Below are 15,815 nucleotides of genomic sequence, written 5' to 3'. Positions count from 1 at the left end.
CATTTGGACCAATTAGTCTTCGTCCAGTTTTTTCTGAATTTTTTTTGAGGTGTTGTAGATCAGCAACAGCACAATTGCACTAAGTGATGCAAAAATGCCGATCAATGCAATTAGACTATCTCCCTCAAATGGAGCGTTAAAATCAATCAGGGTGGCATTGTAGACCAGAAGGGCCAGGGCCACTATTATCAGGACACTAAGCAAAATTTTATTCATAAGATAGAATTCAGTGACCTCTTCCGGGGTTTAGTCAGAAGAGTCCGTTTACGTTGGTAGCAAATAGCTTTACCGCAATAGCCAGTAAAATAACCCCGAATACTTTTCGGATTACCCCCAGACCATTAGGGCCCAGGACCTTTTCAATCTTTACCGAGGACTTAAGTACCAGATAAACAAAGATTATGTTGATGATAATGGCCACTATAATATTGACCACCTCAAATTCAGCCCGTAATGAAAGCAGGGAAGTCATGGTGCCGGCTCCGGCTATCAACGGGAAAGCAATGGGTACAACCGATGCGGTTTGTGGCGCATCGTCTTTGTAGAGGGTTATTCCAAGAATCATCTCAATGGCCAGGAAAAACAGGACCAGTGCCCCGGCCACCGCAAAGGAATTTACATCAATGCCAATAAGCTTGAGGATTTCTTCTCCAATAAACAGAAAAGCAACCATTATGCAGGCTGCTACTATAGAAGCCTTTTCAGATTGAATATGCCCCACCTTTGACCGAAGATCAATGATAATGGGAATACTGCCTACGATATCGATTACCGCAAAAAGGACCATAGTGGCCGTGGCGATTTCTCTGAGACTAAAATTCATATCAAGGGATAAAGTGGTGCAAATGTAAGCGGAAAGCGGTTAGTGTTAAAGGATAGTCCTTGAATTTTTCTTCTTTTTATGCGGTCAAAAGGAATATCTTTGGAGCCCTAAACCGGCAGGATGTTTCAACTTGGGAAAACCATCGTTTCGGAAGAAATAATCAACTCAGATTTTGTCTGTAATCTCCAGGCATGTAAGGGGGCCTGTTGCGTAGATGGGAATGCAGGCGCTCCGCTGGAAGAGGAGGAGACCAAAATCCTCACGGATATATTCCAGGACCTCAGGCAATATTTGCGACCGGCCGGCATAGCGGCGATCGAGGAACAGGGGCCATTTGTAAAGGGAGAAGACGGCGAATGGGAAACGCCTTTGGTAAACGAGCAGGAATGCGCCTATGTGGTCTTTGAGGGCAAAACTGCCAAATGCGGGATAGAAGCCGCTTATAATGCAGGGGCAATTTCATGGAAAAAACCGGTTTCCTGCCATCTTTACCCTGTGAGGGTACAGGAATATTCTTCACTTACCGCTGTTAATTACCATCAGTGGCATATTTGCGATCCTGCCTGTTCCCTGGGGGCGGAACTGAAGGTCCCGATTTATAAGTTTGTAAAAGAGGCCCTGATACGAAAATTTGGACCTGAATGGTATGCGGAACTGGAAGAAGTAGCCAGGGAATATCAGGAGTCTCCCTAGATCAATGGGATTTGGAGATTGACTTCAGTGCCGGCCGGCGCTCCGTCCGCACCATAGAGGTCGTTTATTGCGATTTCATATGAATTCTGGTAGTCCTTTGCGAAATTAGCCAGCCTTTCTTCCGTAATATCGATCCCAACGGATTTTCTCTTAACCACCCTTTCGTTTTTTAAGCGCTGGGAGGCATTTCTCCCAACACCATTATCGCGAATAGTCAATGCTATACTCCCCTTTTTGAGTTTGTTTATGTGTATTTCGATTTTTTTATCTCCTACTTTTGAGGAGAGACCATGCCAGATTGCATTTTCCAAAAAAGGCTGTAATAGCAGCGAAGGAATTTTAATATGAGCCGGGTCTACCTCTTCCGAAATGCTGACATTGTATTCTATTTCATTGTTAAACCTTATGTTTTCTATGTTCATATACAGAGTAGCGGTATCCAGTTCTTCATCCAGGAAGATTTCCTTCTGAGTGGAAGCCTCCAGTATTTTGCGGACGAGCTTGGAAAATTTGTTCAGGTAGTAAACGGCCTTTTTCTTCTCATTATTAATGATATACAACTTAATGGAGTTCAGGGAGTTGAACAAAAAATGCGGATTCATCTGACTCCTGAGTCTGCTTTGTTCCAGGGCCATTACCTTTTTCTCATTGGTCAGTTTGTTCTGCCGGTACACAACATGAAGGATCAGTGAAAAAAGGATAAGGAATAATACTCCAATGAGCAGGGTAGTGCGGTTTCGCCTTAATTGCATACCAAAGATCTCATTTTGTTTTGCCAGTATTTCCATTTGGATATTCCTTTTCTCCTTTTCGGAACGCGATACCGCATCGTAAACATAACGCAGTGTCCTGTTATTGGAGATTTTGTTTCGGGCCTGTTGGGCCTCTTTATAGTGTAATAAGGACCTTTCCAGGTTTCCACGCTCCTCCCAGAGGTCGTGAAGCCAGGTATTGGCATCATATACATATGCGGTCAGATTCCCGTTTTCGGCAAGTTCCAGGCCTTTGCTCAGATAGAATTCAGCAGTTTGGTAGTTCTTAAGGTTAAGTTCTACCCAGCCGTATTGAATATAGATCAGTGGAATGAGTTCATCATCTGAAAACCCCTCTATCTTATCCAGAAGCGGTAAAAGTAAGTTTTTGGACTTCGCAGCCTCCCCTTTGTGGACCAGTACATGAGCTATTCCGGTATTATTCAGTACCTGAAGCCTTTTGGAGTTGAGATTTTTATTTATTTCTGCGGATATGTCATAGTACTCAAGGGCCTCATCAAGTTTACTCAGGGCTTCGAGGTTTTCCCCAATTTTATTGTTGGTAAATCCCAGACCTTCGTAAAATTCGATTTCCTCATAATACTCCAGGGCGGACTGGTAATAATTGATGGCCAGCTCGTATTGGCCAATACTGCTGTAAATATTTCCTATCCCGTAGTTGGCCTTGCCCATCTCCAGAATGACCTGCCTGGATGGCTCGGATTCCGATGCTGTCAGGTTGATGACCTCCTGATGGTAGTCCAGGGCATTTTTTATAGAATCTATTCTTAAGGACAGGCTCCCAAGGCTGTTCAGGGTGATCAGTCGTACTCCATACGCTTCCTCTCCTGTAGCAGCCTGCAGGGCTTTTGTGTTGTATAAAATAGCCTGGTTGTATTCCGTAATATCTGAACTAAGCGCTGCCATGCGGTTATAACCATAAGTGAGGCCAGAAAGCAGACTATCCTTTTTGCTTTTTTCGATTAGTTCCCTGAAGAGTAAGGTATCCCGATAATCCCTGAAGGTTTTTTCAAATGCTTCGTAGGTGGGGTTCTCTTCAATAATACTGTCTGATAGCGCATTAAAATCCCTGGGGTCTTGTTGTCCGGAAACACCGTGAGCAGCGGAGAGGTAAATGAGTAGCAGGAAAAGGATTTTTGGAAGGCGCAGCATGAACAGTAGAACTTAAATCAGATCCAGGAAATCGGATTTCTTAGTCCTCGAAACCGGGATTTTGTGATTGGATTCCAGAATTACATAACCATCGGTTTTCAGAAATTCCTTGATTTTATTCAAATTGACGATATAGGAATTGTGAATTCTGAAAAAAGCATCCTCCGGAAGGATCTCATTTATTTCCTTCAATTTTTTAGTCAGCACCAATTTTTGTCCGTCTTCAAGGAAAATGGTACTGTAGTTCCCATCAGACTCCGCAAAAAGGATGTCTTTATTTTCAAGGAATACCAATTTTCCGTCTGTGTTCAAAGTTATTTTTTTCCCTGAGGCCGGACTATTACGGCTGATTAGTAGTCGTTCCAGTTTTTCGGCATTTAACCTGCGGGACCGGTGTTTCCTGATCTTTGAAATGGTTTGTTTCAGATCATCAGTATCCACAGGTTTTAAAAGGTAATCGATGGCTTCGTTTTTCAGGGCCTTGATGGCATATTGGTTGTAAGCCGTTGTAATTACTATTGCTACAAATTCATTCTGGAGTTTTTGAATGAACTGGAAACCGTCCATAGCGGGCATTTCGATATCCAGAAAAACACAATCCGGCGAGTTTTTCTCCAGAAAATCAAGCCCGTCATACGGATCCGTAAATGATGCCACGACCTCAATTTCATTTGAGAAATTCGTAAGCTCCCATTTTAAACCCTGAATGGCCTTTTCTTCATCATCTACTATTACCGCTTGCAGCATACATTCAATTTACGATAATGAAAATTACTTAAAATTTATGAGCCGGAACAAGGGAAGCCCCAAAGATGTGCAAACAGCCATAAATGGGCCGTAAATGAACAGATTTTGACTGATTTTGGCCAAAAATCATAGATTGAAAACAGCCAGAATAGCGGATTATACAGTTTTTGGCTCCATTCACACATCTGACTCCCATAGCTGCGGCACCCCTTTTTATTTTCACGTCTAAATTGGATGCAGAAATACCTGCAAACGAAATGAACCATGAAAAAATGTTTGTTCATTTTTTTAGCCCTGATAGGTACAATGGTCTTGTATATCCTTTCTGCATCGGATAGTGCCGCAGAAGATACGAGAGCCATTCAGGCCGAAATAGCACAGGAAGGAAAGATGAATAAGCAGTCATCAGATTCTTCTCAAAGCGACACAGCCAGATCTTTGTTTCCTACAAACCTGGATAAATGAGCATTAAAAAAAATTTGATTCTGAGATGGATGCTGGGGGGAATGATCCCTTTCCTGCTTATTGGCAGCATCTCATATGTTGCTCCTGGCTCTGATGATCTTGAGGCAATAGTGAGCAAAGGCGACTATATACTTCGCTCCGAACTGCAGGGGAAAACCATTAAGTATCAGGGCTCGGTCTATTTTGAATTTGACAGGCAGCAATCCGGTTTGAAAAACACCAGGGTTTTGAAGCTACATTTTTTAAGCTCTGAAATAACCCGGGGTTATAGTTTTGGTTTTTTGATTCCCATTACCGGAAAGGAAATGGTACTGCAACCGGAGGAGTTTCGTGTGAACGAAGAAAAAAAGAACATTCTGGGCAGGGATGAGTCCGTTTTTGGATATGCAGACCTGTTCGATAAGAATTCATCTCTGTATTTTACGGAATCCGGGATGATTTCTATAAAAACCATTGCAGAGGACGCTGTTTCAGGCAACCTGAACGTGTTCTTGAAGGATGTGGATGGTAAAGAAATGCATTTATCTGGCTTTTTTAATGCCTTGCCGCTGAAGACACAGCGCAATTTTTAAAAGGGACGGACAACACATAAATTGAAATACTGTCAAACGGTAAGTACGGCTCCGGTCTGTTATGTATTTAACAGCTACGTAAAGGCGTTAATCCACCGGAAAACAAGCCGAAACCTTAACGGGAAATAGGCGAGTGTTGGATTTTTAGGTTTCGGGGGAACTACCTAAATCAACATCCGGTGTTATTTAATTTTGACACGCTGAGGGGCCGTACGTTTGATAGTTTCTATACTTTTAAAAATTAAACCAAGAGGTATGTCTTAAAAGCTACTGTTTGGTTTATTTTTTTTGTTTAAACCTTCCTATTTCCTATGGAAATTTTTTTAAATCCCGGAAGTGCCATATTAAGGCTGTCTAAGCTAGATTTCAACAACTTGTGTTAAAAACTTTGGGACTGAAAAGGCCGAACACCCTTTCCAAATCGTTCTCAATTTCCAATATTTGTTAGTCCCAACAGGAAGTTAATTCACTCATTTTTTTTTAACCTTAAAAAGCACACAATGTCCGTAGCTGAAGAACCCATATTGCAAGAAAACAAAGACCGTTTCGTAATTTTTCCCATCAAACACCACGATTTATGGGAATGGTATAAGAAATGCGAGGCTTGTTTCTGGACAGCTGAGGAAATTGACCTGCATCAGGATTTGGCTGACTGGAACGGTAAGCTCAACGATGATGAGAAATATTTTATCAAGCATATATTGGCTTTCTTCGCTGCTTCAGATGGGATTGTAAATGAAAACCTGGCAGAAAATTTCGTCAATGAAGTGCAGTATTCCGAAGCGAAATTCTTCTATGGATTTCAGATTATGATGGAGAATATCCATTCCGAAACCTATTCCCTGCTCATCGACACCTATGTAAAAGACGAAAAAGAGAAGAACTTACTTTTCAAGGCCATCGAGAACTTTCCAGCCATTAAGAAAAAAGCCGACTGGGCTTTAAAGTGGATAGAATCTCCAAGCTTTGCCGAAAGGCTGATCGCTTTTGCCGCAGTGGAAGGGATTTTCTTTTCCGGTGCATTTTGTTCCATCTTCTGGCTGAAGAAAAGGGGTCTGATGCCAGGACTGACCTTTTCCAACGAATTGATCTCAAGGGACGAAGGGATGCATTGCGATTATGCCGTACACCTGCATAACAAACATTTGGTCAACAAGGTGTCCAAAAAGCGCATTACAGAAATTATTACAGATGCCCTGAACATCGAGCGGGAATTTATTACCGAATCACTTCCAGTGAGCCTTATCGGGATGAATGCCAAGCTGATGACACAGTATCTGGAGTTTGTGACCGACCGACTGCTGGTTGAACTGGAATGTGAAAAAGTATATAATTCAACCAATCCATTCGATTTCATGGATATGATTTCCCTGCAGGGTAAAACGAACTTCTTTGAGAAAAGGGTGTCCGAATACCAGAAAGCCGGGGTGTTGAATAAGGAGAAAGACACAGATGCTCAGAAAATTAGCTTCGACGCAGATTTTTAAGCAGGCCAAACACAAAAACCCGTTTTACGGGTTTTTTGTGACTAAAACTTAAAATGTTAAGTTTTTTAACACATATCAAACCAAACCCACATAACAACTTTATAATCCTAAGCAAATGTTTGTAGTAAAAAGAGATGGAAGAAAGGAGCCGGTAATGTTCGACAAGATTACCGCCCGAGTTCGTAAATTATGCTATGGTCTGAACGACCTGGTAGACCCTGTAAAGGTTGCCATGAGGGTCATTGAAGGACTGTATGATGGGGTCACTACATCTGAGCTCGATAACCTGGCAGCAGAAATTGCTGCAACCCTGACTACTTCCCATCCGGATTACGCTAAACTGGCTGCAAGGATTTCTGTCTCAAACCTGCATAAAAACACCAAGAAGTCCTTTTCGGAGACCATGACCGATCTCTATGAATACGTCAATCCGCGAACGGGCAAGAAGGCACCGCTGCTTTCTGATGAAGTGTACAAGGTGGTCAGCGAAAATGCAGACATGCTGGATTCCACCATCATCTACAACAGGGATTTTGGTTATGATTATTTTGGGTTTAAAACGCTGGAACGCTCTTATTTGCTGAAGATAAACGGGAAGATTGCCGAACGGCCGCAACATATGCTGATGCGGGTAGCAGTTGGGATACATCTGAATGATCTCGAAGCTGTTAAGGAGACATACGAGCTGATGTCCAAGAAATATTTTACACATGCCACCCCGACGCTCTTCAATTCGGGCACCCCAAAACCGCAGATGTCTTCCTGTTTCCTCCTTGCGATGAAAGATGACAGCATTGACGGTATTTATGACACCCTGAAGCATACCGCCAAAATATCCCAATCTGCAGGGGGAATCGGACTTTCTATCCATAACATCCGGGCAACGGGCTCCTATATAGCCGGTACAAACGGAACTTCCAATGGAATTGTTCCCATGCTGCGGGTATTTAACGACACGGCCCGGTATGTAGATCAGGGCGGGGGAAAACGAAAGGGAAGTTTTGCCATTTACGTGGAACCCTGGCATGCCGATATTTTTGATTTCCTGGAACTGAAAAAGAACCATGGGAAAGAAGAAATGAGGGCCCGAGACCTCTTTTACGCCATGTGGATTCCGGACCTTTTTATGAAGCGTGTAGAATCGGACGGGGAGTGGACACTGATGTGCCCCAATGAATGCCCCGGCCTTTTTACCAGCCATAGTGAGGAATTCGAGGAACGCTACATGCGCTATGAGGCAGAAGGCAAGGGAAGGAAAACCATTCGCGCCAGGGAGCTTTGGGAGAAAATTCTGGAGTCTCAGATAGAGACAGGAACCCCCTATATGCTCTATAAAGACGCAGCCAACAGAAAGAGTAACCAGAAAAACCTGGGAACGATCAGGTCTTCCAACCTCTGTACGGAAATCCTGGAGTATACCTCCCCGGATGAAATCGCGGTTTGTAATCTGGCGTCTATTGCCTTGCCCATGTTTATAAAGAATGGCGAATTTGACCACAAGGAATTGTTTAAGGTTACAAAAAGGGTCACCAAAAACCTCAACCGGGTTATCGATCGCAATTACTACCCGGTAAAGGAAGCTGAAAATTCAAATATGCGCCACAGGCCGGTAGGTCTTGGGGTACAGGGGCTGGCAGATACCTTTATTGCCTTGCGACTACCCTTTACCTGTGATGAGGCCAAGAAGCTCAACCAGGAAATATTTGAAACCCTGTACTATGCTGCCGCTACCGCTTCTATGGAACTGGCTAAAGATGAGGGGCCCTATTCTACCTACAAGGGGTCCCCAATTTCCGAGGGACTCTTCCAGCACAACTTATGGGGAATCAAGGATGAAGAACTTTCCGGCAGGTGGGATTGGGATAAATTGCGCAAATCCATCAAGAAGCACGGGGTTCGGAATTCCCTCCTGGTTGCGCCCATGCCGACTGCATCCACCTCACAGATCCTCGGTAACAACGAGTGTTTTGAACCGTATACGTCAAATATTTATACCCGACGGGTACTCAGCGGGGAATTCATTGTTGTAAACAAACACCTGCTGGAAGACCTGGTAAGCCTTGGCCTGTGGAATGAAGGGCTTAAGCAGGAACTGATGAGGGCTAATGGCTCTGTACAGCATATTGAAGGTATTCCGGATGAGATCAAGGAGCTCTACAAGACCGTTTGGGAATTGAGCATGAAGGACATCATTGATATGAGCCGTCAACGGGGATATTTTATCGACCAGAGCCAGTCACTGAACCTCTTTATGGAAAATGCTAATTATTCCAAACTCACCTCCATGCATTTCTATGCCTGGAAAAGCGGTCTTAAAACGGGGATGTATTACTTGAGGACCAAAGCGGCTGTGGACGCTATTAAATTTACACTGGATAATACCAAGAAGAAGGAACCGGTTGCAGAAGAAGCAGTAGTAGCCGCTCCGGTAACTGCTACAAAGAAAGCTGAGAACCTCGCTGTAAAAACTACCCCTGTTAAAGGGGAAGATGCGGATGTGGAACCATTGACCCCGGAAGAGATGAAGGCGCTAATTGAACAGGCTAAGCAGGGTCAGGCAGATGATGACTGCCTGATGTGCGGCTCTTAAATGGAGTACAGCCTGTAAATTGAGTGTTTATTATTTGAAAATACCTCGGCACAAGTCAAATTCTGGTCTTGGCTGAGGTGTTTTTTTGTAATGGAATAAATCAGGATACTTATTCGTGTAAATTTTCGAGCACATTATAAATGTTTCTGCCAATTAGAAACAGTGCCAGATAAAAAAGCAGAAATACAATTGAAAAATCCATGTCCCAGGTTTCTGGTTATAATTATATACGCGTTAAACCGGAACCCCGGATTACGGTTATAAAAAAAAAGGAATGCTCAGGTTTCGCAGGATTCCAGCTAAAATGCTCTTACGCCAGGTCTAACTATCTACTTCGCGATAGGCTGTTATAACAGCTTTTTCCCCTTCTTTACCGGGAATGGAATTTCCGTGTTCCATCCCAAGGACCCCATGGTAATTCTTTGATTTGAGAAAGCGGAAAATATTTTGATAGTTTATTTCTCCCGTAGTGGGTTCTTTACGACCCGGATTATCCCCTATCTGAAAATATGCAATCTCATCCCAGCAGTGGGTAATATTCGGAATCAGATTGCCTTCCTGTATCTGCTGGTGATAGATATCAAAAAGTATTTTGCAGGATGGGGAATCTACGGCTTTGCAGATTTCATATGCTTGGGGAGATTCACTCAGGAACAATCCGGGATGATTCCTGAAATTCAGGGGCTCCAGCACCATCACCAGATTATGTGGCTCCAGTATGGCTGCGGCCTGCCTGAGGCTTTCAATCACATTTGCCCTCTGGTAACCCATGGATAAGGAGAGGTCCAGATGCCCGGGAACTACTGTCATCCATTTCGCCCCCACCCTTTGGGCAACCTCCACAGAAGCTTTTATTTCACCCAGGAATTCGCTTCGCTTCCCGGCATCCCCGGACGCCAGGTTTGGTTCCTTCCAGTATATGGTATGGGCCACAAAAACACCCATTGTCAGTTTGCGTTCACGCATTACGGCAGCCATTGCCTCTTGTTCGGCAACAGCTCGCTTTTTCATCTCGTTGTCTTCAAAAGCAGTAAAACCCTGGTCTGCCATAAAGTGCAACTGTGCCAATGGATCTTCCCCGGCATGTTCGCGGAACATCCCGAGGTGGGGGGCATAATGCATTTTAAAAGCAGGTTGTTTTGCAGCTGCCTGTGACAAAGCAAAAGGGCCTGTTGCAGTAATTGCTCCTGCAACAAGCCCTGAATCACGTATAAATTTCCTCCGATTCAAAAGGGTTTTACTATCGGGTTATGGACCAATCCTTCCCCCCGGTGAGCTCTTCTACAGGAGCACAACCGATGTATTCGCCCGGTACCGGTAAATATGCCAGTACTTCTTCCCCGATATATTCCGTGTTTTTGTACGCCCAGATCAGGCTGCCACGCAAGTTATTTGCAAACATATAACAGGCTATATCCGTATCCAGCTCTGCAGGGGTGCCTGCTTCAACTGACTCCTGATACGACCCCAGGGTTTCATAGATAGCCATTTCATCTTCAGGGCTCCTTTTTACAAGGGCTGCAGCTAAAACAGGTTCAAGGTCTTCAGCATTCAGCTCAAGTACCGTTTCTTTTCCGGATTCGGTACGGGCTTTCTCCATAAATTTGCCCATGGCCATCCGCATAAAATCTCTTTCCTCCAATTCCACTACCTGGTCCATAAACTGATCCAGAAATTTGTGAAGCTGTAACTCGGAGGCTGAAGGGAGATCTGTTTTGGGAAGAATGATATCCACCAGCTCTTTTGTTACATGGGCCTCATCGGCGTTAAAATAAACAGGGTTCCAAACCTCTTTTGGTTCGCTCTGGCAACTCTGTAGTATGCTGAGCAAGGTTGGAGCGGCAACGGTATAACCCATTGCCATTCCCATATTTTTAAGTGCGAGTCTTCTGTCCATTATATATTTCCTTTTTTAAGTTCTTCGGCTGCGTGATTTGCAGCCCGGGCCGTAAAGGCCATATAGGTGAGAGATGGATTAACACAGGAAGCAGAGGTCATAAAGGCCCCGTCTGTCACATAGACATTTTTAACTGCGTGAACCTGGTTATATGCATTCAGCACGGATGTTTTAGGGTCCCTTCCCATCCTGGCCGTTCCCATTTCGTGTATGCCCAAACCGGGTGCCCCGGGACGATCGAAGGGTTGGATATCCTTCAGTCCTGATTTTGTAAGCATTTCCACTGCCTGTTCCTTGATGTCTTCCCTCATTTTTAATTCGTTCTCTTTAAACTCGGCATCGAAGGTAATGGTGGGCAGCCCCCATTGATCAGTCTTGTCGTAATCAAGGGTCATGCGGTTGTCTTCATAGGGCAGCATCTCCCCGAATCCGGACATTCCAAATGTCCAGCCTCCAGGTTTAAGGATTGCATCCTTAAGGGCTGCTCCATGGGAGAGTTCCGCCACGGTCTCGTCCCAGTTACTTCGGGAAGCCCCTCCCTGATAACCGTATCCACGGATAAAGTCATTGCGGTTAGAGTCCCCTCCCAGGTTTCGGAAACGCGGGACATAAATTCCATTGGGTTTGCGGCCCTTGTAAAATTTATCCTGGAAGCCGTCAAATTTCCCCTGGGCTCCAATGCCCAGATGGTGGTCCATTATGTTGCGTCCCAGTTGGTCCGAATCGTTCCCCAAACCATCCGGAAAGCGGTCTGATCTGGATTGCATCAGGATCGCAGTGGAAGCCATGGAGGAAGCGCAAAGGAAAATCACTTTTGCCTTAAACTCATAAGCCTCCTTGGTAATCCGGTCTATAACTTTTACACCGGTTGCTTTTTTAGTGTCCGGGTCATAGATCACTTCATGTACAATGGAATCTGGTCGCAGCGTCATGTTCCCGGTGCGTTCGGCCGCAGGCAATGTAGAGGAATTACTGCTGAAATACGCCCCGAAAGGACAGCCCCGGATGCATCGGTTGCGGAACTGGCACCGGATACGCCCCTCGTATTCCTTATCGCTATTGATATGGGCTACCCGTCCGGCGGTAATGACCCTGCCGTCAAAATTTTCGGCAACTTTTTCCCGTATATGCTGTTCCACACAATTCAGTTCCATCATGGGTTCAAAAACCCCGTCTGGCAGTTGTGGCAGGCCCAACATCTCGCCACTAACACCAATAAATGATTCCACCTTGTCATACCAGGGCGCAATATCCTTATAGCGTACGGGCCAGTCTACGGCAATGCGGTCTTTTTTATTTGCCTCGAAATCTATATCGCTCCAGCGATAACTGTGCCGTCCCCACATGATGGAGCGCCCGCCCACATGATACCCCCGCATCCAGTCAAATCTTTTGGTTTCGTTATAGGGGTGATCAATATCGTCCACAAACCAGAAATTGTGAGGAGCCCTGACCGTATATCCGGTACGCGCCTGTTTTTCCTGCCGGGCCTTTTGTTCCCTGGTCAATTCGCCATTGTTGGGAAAATCCCAGAGATCCATATTTGCGGTAGGGTAATCTTCAATATGATTAACCATCCTACCTCTTTCGAGGACCAGTGTTTTCAGTCCTTGTTCACAGAGCTCCTTGGCGGCCCATCCGCCACTGATTCCGGTGCCCACTACAATGGCATCATAGGATTCCTGCTCCTCGTTGTAATAGAATTTACTCATCTAAGAAATTGTTTAGAAGCTAAATGTATTAAATATTAAATTAATTTTCTACATTTAAACACCAATAAATCCAGAGGGTTCGCAATTAAAAGGGCTGTTTGTTAGCAATACTGCAACCGGCCTAATTCCGGATGATACCGGATGAAAATTCCACATCCCGAACTCCCTGATTAAGGCTGAACCAAACAAGAATCAATACCTAAATGAAACGCAGGAAATTTATAGAACGGAGTTCTAAGGCAGGAGTGGCTATGTCTATACTGGGTCTGGCCGCCTGCAAGGAACAAAAGAAAACGGCAGTAATGGAAAATAACGAAGGTGATGCTTCCAGCACCGCTCCCTTTTTTAAATTATCCCTGGCCCAATGGTCCATGCACAGAATGATCTGGAATGAGGGAGTGGATCCGTACAGCTTCGCAGAGCGATCCAAGAACTGGGGTTTCAGCGGTCTGGAATATGTAAGTGCCCTCTATTATAAAGAGCTGGAGGCGGCTGAATTTTCGCCCGAGGCCATGAAAAAATTTGTAGACCGGTGCAATGAGGAAGCCTCTAAGCACGGAATGGAAAATGTTCTGATCATGATTGACGGCCAGGGTGATCTGGCCACCACAGATGCTGCTGATCGCGAGGCAGCTGTCAAAAATCATCACAAATGGGTAGATGCGGCTGCAGCTATGGGATGCCATTCCATACGGGTAAACCTTTCCGGTAGTACCGATCCGCAGGAGTGGATCCCGAATTCTGTAGATGGACTCACCCAACTGGCAACCTATGCGAGAGAGAAGCAGATCAATATCCTTGTTGAAAATCACGGAGGCCTGTCTTCGAACGCGGAAATGCTCGCTACAGTAATGGAGCAGGTAGGGATGGATAATTGCGGGACGCTTCCCGATTTCGGAAACTTCTGTATCCGCCGGAATGATCCTTCGGACTACGGCTCTGGCTGTGCAGAAATGTACGATCGCTATCTTGGTGTGGAGCAACTTATGCCCTATGCGAAAGCGGTAAGTGCCAAGTCCCATAATTTTGACGGGCAGGGGAATGAAACGGAAACCGACTTTCTCAAAATGATGCAATTGGTCAAGGATGCGGGCTACTCCGGATTTGTAGGGGTAGAATACGAAGGGAACGAGCTTGGCGAAGAAGCCGGAATCCTCGCTACCCGGGACCTGCTTCTGGAGGTTGCTCAAAAAATATCATAACTGTATCTGAAATTGATGGAGCCCTTTTTTCACCAACTGTTTGATTATAACTTTTTTTGCAATAAAAAACTGATTGAAAGCTGTTCCAAAATGGAAAAGGTTCCGGAAAGGACCCTGCAGCTTTTCAGCCATATCCTGAATGCACACCATATCTGGAATTCCAGATTGCAGGAAACGGATCCGCAATTTGGCGTCTGGGATTTACATCCTTCGGAAAAATGGGAGGAATTGCATTACGAGAACCAGCGGACCTCATTTGAAATAATATCCAATGCAACCTCCTTTGAGAAGCGCATCAGCTATCAGACCACGGAAGGGGAGAACCACACCAGCAGCCTTCAGGACATCCTTTTTCACATCATCAATCACTCAACCCACCACAGAGCACAAATAGCAAACGATATTCGGGCAGCGGGGCTGCAACCGCTCGCTCTGGACTATATCATTTACAAACGATAATTAACCAAAACAAATGAAAACAAGCATAAAAGTTCAGTTATCCCTGATGATGTTCCTGGAATTTTTTATCTGGGGTGGCTGGTTTGTAACCCTGGGTACTTTTTTGGGAGACAACCTCAAGGCCAGTGGCGGGGAAATTGCCATGGCTTTTTCAACCCAGTCCTGGGGAGCCATTATTGCACCATTTATCATCGGGCTTATCGCAGACCGGTATTTTAATGCCGAGCGCATCCTTGCGATCTTGCATTTGCTTGGAGCCATCCTGATGTACCAAATGTATTCTTCTGTAGATTTTGCAGGCTTTTATCCTTATGTTCTGGGTTATATGATCATTTATATGCCTACCCTGGCACTGGTAAACTCCATCTCCTTTAATCAAATGAAGGACCCGGCCAAAGAATTTTCCTTAGTCAGGGTCTTTGGGACCATTGGCTGGATTGTAGCAGGGCTGATTATCTCTTATGTTTTTCTGTGGGATTCTCCTGAGGCACGGGCAGAAGGGATGTTGAAAAATACCTTTTTGATGGTGGCCATCGCCTCTGCGGTTTTGGGGATATTCAGCTTTACGCTGCCCAAGACCCCCCCAACTGCCAATACCGGTGAGAAAGTGGGCATTTCTACCATGCTGGGGCTGGATGCTCTGAAGCTTCTGAAAGACCGCAATTTCCTGATCTTCTTTATCTCCTCGGTATTGATATGTATCCCGCTGGCTTTCTACTACCAGAACGCCAATCCTTTCCTTGCTGAAATTGGAGTGGATAACCCTACCGGAAAAATGACTATTGGCCAGGCCTCAGAGGTGTTATTCATGCTTTTATTGCCATTTTTCTTTAAGCGTTTCGGATTTAAAAAGACCATTATGGCGGGCATGCTGGCCTGGACCATCCGCTACCTGCTTTTTGCATACGGCAATGCGGGAGACCTTGCATTTATGCTTATCATCGGGATTGCGCTGCACGGCATCTGCTACGACTTCTTTTTTGTTTCCGGGCAGATTTATACTGATTCAAAGGCCGGGGAAAAATATAAAAGTGCGGCACAGGGCCTTATCACCCTGGCAACTTATGGCTTCGGGATGCTGATAGGGTTTTGGGTAGCCGGTAAAATTTACGATATGAACCTCCTGGGTGAGAATACTCACGACTGGACTGGAATCTGGACTTTCCCGGCCATTTTTGCACTTGTGGTTTCCGTGCTTTTTGCTATTTTCTTTAAAAATGAAGTAATCGAATACAAAAAATAA

The 15,815-nt window shown here is 44.9% G+C and carries 15 protein-coding genes; 8 read left to right on the top strand and 7 right to left on the bottom strand.

The genetic code is table 11. The features are described 5' to 3' along the window. Positions 1-12: 12 nt before the first annotated feature. Together ACT6NV_RS05315 and ACT6NV_RS05310 are read right to left on the bottom strand one after the other, a co-directional pair. Positions 13-216: a hypothetical protein gene (locus ACT6NV_RS05315; protein ID WP_445386222.1), complete on the bottom strand. Its 204-nt coding sequence runs from the start codon at positions 214-216 to the stop codon at positions 13-15. A 34-nt stretch (positions 217-250) separates the two neighbouring features. Then, positions 251-823 carry a MarC family protein gene (locus tag ACT6NV_RS05310; protein ID WP_445386221.1) on the bottom strand — a complete coding sequence of 191 codons (573 nt, stop codon included), beginning with the start codon at positions 821-823 and terminating at the stop codon, positions 251-253. A 120-nt stretch (positions 824-943) separates the two neighbouring features. Between ACT6NV_RS05310 and ACT6NV_RS05305 the strand changes: the two genes are divergently transcribed. Then, on the top strand, positions 944-1,516 hold the full coding sequence (locus ACT6NV_RS05305) for a DUF3109 family protein (protein WP_445386220.1): 573 nt from the start codon (positions 944-946) through the stop codon (positions 1,514-1,516). Here the strand turns inward: ACT6NV_RS05305 and ACT6NV_RS05300 are convergent. Together ACT6NV_RS05300 and ACT6NV_RS05295 are read right to left on the bottom strand one after the other, a co-directional pair. Then, positions 1,513-3,441, bottom strand: coding sequence for a tetratricopeptide repeat-containing sensor histidine kinase (locus ACT6NV_RS05300; protein ID WP_445386219.1), 1,929 nt, complete (start codon positions 3,439-3,441; stop codon positions 1,513-1,515). The two genes, ACT6NV_RS05305 and ACT6NV_RS05300, sit on opposite strands and share 4 nt — an antisense overlap. A 12-nt stretch (positions 3,442-3,453) precedes the next feature. Further along, positions 3,454-4,188 carry a LytR/AlgR family response regulator transcription factor gene (locus ACT6NV_RS05295; RefSeq protein ID WP_445386218.1) on the bottom strand — a complete coding sequence of 245 codons (735 nt, stop codon included), beginning with the start codon at positions 4,186-4,188 and terminating at the stop codon, positions 3,454-3,456. Positions 4,189-4,452: 264 nt separating this feature from the next. Between ACT6NV_RS05295 and ACT6NV_RS05290 the strand changes: the two genes are divergently transcribed. From ACT6NV_RS05290 to ACT6NV_RS05275, 4 genes are all read left to right on the top strand, one after another. Continuing rightward, positions 4,453-4,653 (top strand): hypothetical protein, encoded by a 201-nt coding sequence (locus ACT6NV_RS05290; RefSeq protein WP_445386217.1) that lies wholly within the window; start codon positions 4,453-4,455, stop codon positions 4,651-4,653. Further along, positions 4,650-5,225, top strand: coding sequence for a hypothetical protein (locus tag ACT6NV_RS05285; RefSeq protein ID WP_445386216.1), 576 nt, complete (start codon positions 4,650-4,652; stop codon positions 5,223-5,225). Before ACT6NV_RS05290 ends, ACT6NV_RS05285 begins: the two co-directional genes overlap by 4 nt. A gap of 500 nt (positions 5,226-5,725) precedes the next feature. After that, positions 5,726-6,712, top strand: a complete 987-nt coding sequence (locus ACT6NV_RS05280; RefSeq protein WP_445386215.1) for a ribonucleotide-diphosphate reductase subunit beta — start codon at positions 5,726-5,728, stop codon at positions 6,710-6,712. 115 nt (positions 6,713-6,827) lie between these two features. After that, positions 6,828-9,302, top strand: coding sequence for a ribonucleoside-diphosphate reductase subunit alpha (locus ACT6NV_RS05275; protein ID WP_445386214.1), 2,475 nt, complete (start codon positions 6,828-6,830; stop codon positions 9,300-9,302). A 321-nt stretch (positions 9,303-9,623) separates the two neighbouring features. Here the strand turns inward: ACT6NV_RS05275 and ACT6NV_RS05270 are convergent, their stop codons facing one another. Genes ACT6NV_RS05270 through ACT6NV_RS05260 form a run of 3 tightly spaced genes read right to left on the bottom strand, consistent with a single transcriptional unit; the run spans position 9,624 to position 12,911 of the window. Then, entirely contained in the window at positions 9,624-10,532 is a 909-nt protein-coding gene (locus ACT6NV_RS05270; protein WP_445386213.1) for a hydroxypyruvate isomerase family protein, read from the bottom strand. A 10-nt stretch (positions 10,533-10,542) separates the two neighbouring features. Then, positions 10,543-11,199, bottom strand: coding sequence for a gluconate 2-dehydrogenase subunit 3 family protein (locus tag ACT6NV_RS05265; protein ID WP_445386212.1), 657 nt, complete (start codon positions 11,197-11,199; stop codon positions 10,543-10,545). Then, complete coding sequence (locus ACT6NV_RS05260; protein WP_445386211.1) at positions 11,199-12,911, bottom strand: GMC oxidoreductase; 1,713 nt, start codon at positions 12,909-12,911, stop codon at positions 11,199-11,201. The genes ACT6NV_RS05265 and ACT6NV_RS05260 overlap by 1 nt, the downstream gene beginning before the upstream one ends. 203 nt (positions 12,912-13,114) lie before the next feature. Between ACT6NV_RS05260 and ACT6NV_RS05255 the strand changes: the two genes are divergently transcribed. From ACT6NV_RS05255 to ACT6NV_RS05245, 3 genes are all read left to right on the top strand, one after another. Next, positions 13,115-14,113 (top strand): sugar phosphate isomerase/epimerase family protein, encoded by a 999-nt coding sequence (locus ACT6NV_RS05255; RefSeq protein ID WP_445386210.1) that lies wholly within the window; start codon positions 13,115-13,117, stop codon positions 14,111-14,113. A gap of 90 nt (positions 14,114-14,203) precedes the next feature. Further along, positions 14,204-14,572 carry a DinB family protein gene (locus ACT6NV_RS05250; RefSeq protein WP_445386209.1) on the top strand — a complete coding sequence of 123 codons (369 nt, stop codon included), beginning with the start codon at positions 14,204-14,206 and terminating at the stop codon, positions 14,570-14,572. Between the two features lie 13 nt (positions 14,573-14,585). Beyond that, the gene (locus tag ACT6NV_RS05245; protein WP_445386208.1) at positions 14,586-15,815 is read left to right on the top strand and encodes a nucleoside permease; all 1,230 of its coding nucleotides are present in this window, start codon (positions 14,586-14,588) and stop codon (positions 15,813-15,815) included.

The organism is Robiginitalea insularis, assembly GCF_052497835.1.
The sequence above is the reverse complement of the archived record's forward strand: the minus strand, read 5'-3'. Positions and strand labels throughout refer to the sequence as shown.

Bases quoted from the DNA above. Each gene is read 5' to 3' on its own strand.
- ACT6NV_RS05285 (WP_445386216.1), top strand. From the start codon at position 4,650: ATGAGCATTAAAAAAAATTTGATTCTGAGATGGATGCTGGGGGGAATG.
- ACT6NV_RS05280 (WP_445386215.1), top strand. From the start codon at position 5,726: ATGTCCGTAGCTGAAGAACCCATATTGCAAGAAAACAAAGACCGTTTC.
- ACT6NV_RS05305 (WP_445386220.1), top strand. From the start codon at position 944: ATGTTTCAACTTGGGAAAACCATCGTTTCGGAAGAAATAATCAACTCA.
- ACT6NV_RS05315 (WP_445386222.1), bottom strand. From the start codon at position 216: ATGAATAAAATTTTGCTTAGTGTCCTGATAATAGTGGCCCTGGCCCTT.
- ACT6NV_RS05250 (WP_445386209.1), top strand. From the start codon at position 14,204: ATGGAAAAGGTTCCGGAAAGGACCCTGCAGCTTTTCAGCCATATCCTG.
- ACT6NV_RS05245 (WP_445386208.1), top strand. From the start codon at position 14,586: ATGAAAACAAGCATAAAAGTTCAGTTATCCCTGATGATGTTCCTGGAA.
- ACT6NV_RS05310 (WP_445386221.1), bottom strand. From the start codon at position 823: ATGAATTTTAGTCTCAGAGAAATCGCCACGGCCACTATGGTCCTTTTT.
- ACT6NV_RS05255 (WP_445386210.1), top strand. From the start codon at position 13,115: ATGAAACGCAGGAAATTTATAGAACGGAGTTCTAAGGCAGGAGTGGCT.
- ACT6NV_RS05290 (WP_445386217.1), top strand. From the start codon at position 4,453: ATGAAAAAATGTTTGTTCATTTTTTTAGCCCTGATAGGTACAATGGTC.
- ACT6NV_RS05275 (WP_445386214.1), top strand. From the start codon at position 6,828: ATGTTTGTAGTAAAAAGAGATGGAAGAAAGGAGCCGGTAATGTTCGAC.
- ACT6NV_RS05295 (WP_445386218.1), bottom strand. From the start codon at position 4,188: ATGCTGCAAGCGGTAATAGTAGATGATGAAGAAAAGGCCATTCAGGGT.
- ACT6NV_RS05300 (WP_445386219.1), bottom strand. From the start codon at position 3,441: ATGCTGCGCCTTCCAAAAATCCTTTTCCTGCTACTCATTTACCTCTCC.
- ACT6NV_RS05265 (WP_445386212.1), bottom strand. From the start codon at position 11,199: ATGGACAGAAGACTCGCACTTAAAAATATGGGAATGGCAATGGGTTAT.
- ACT6NV_RS05260 (WP_445386211.1), bottom strand. From the start codon at position 12,911: ATGAGTAAATTCTATTACAACGAGGAGCAGGAATCCTATGATGCCATT.